The organism is Saccharothrix sp. ST-888, from assembly GCF_000955975.1.
Lineage (GTDB): Bacteria > Actinomycetota > Actinomycetes > Streptomycetales > Streptomycetaceae > Kitasatospora.
Map to the genome: position 1 here is coordinate 1 of NZ_JYJF01000634.1, position 346 is coordinate 346.

General features: G+C 72.3%; 1 protein-coding gene. It reads left to right on the forward strand.

The window, feature by feature from the left end; genetic code table 11:
• The coding region (locus UK12_RS39010; protein ID WP_156179143.1) for a His/Gly/Thr/Pro-type tRNA ligase C-terminal domain-containing protein at positions 1–110 on the forward strand (110 nt) is incomplete at its 5' end.
• Positions 111–346 lie beyond the last annotated feature (236 nt).

The window sequence follows — 346 nt, forward strand, 5'->3', positions numbered from 1 at the left end:
CCCTTGAGGACAACGCAGTCACCATCCGTGACCGCGACACCATGGCGCAGGAGCGTGTCTCCCTCGACCAGGTGAAGTCCTACCTGGCGGCCCGCGTCATCGGCTGCTGATCAGCTGCTGATCGACCGCTGCTCGGCTGCTGACGGGTTCTGCCGTCAGCAGCCCGGCTCGCCGGCGCCCGTGCGGATGCTCCGCGCGGGGGCCGACGGTTTTTTGCGACTGCTGGCGGCTGCGGCCGGGCGTTCGGGCGGCCGTGCGTTGGGGCGGCGGGGGGCGTCAGGCCTCGCGCTGTTGGGCTGCGTGGCGGGTGCGCGGCCCCATGAGGGCGAAGTCCAGCAGGCTGAGG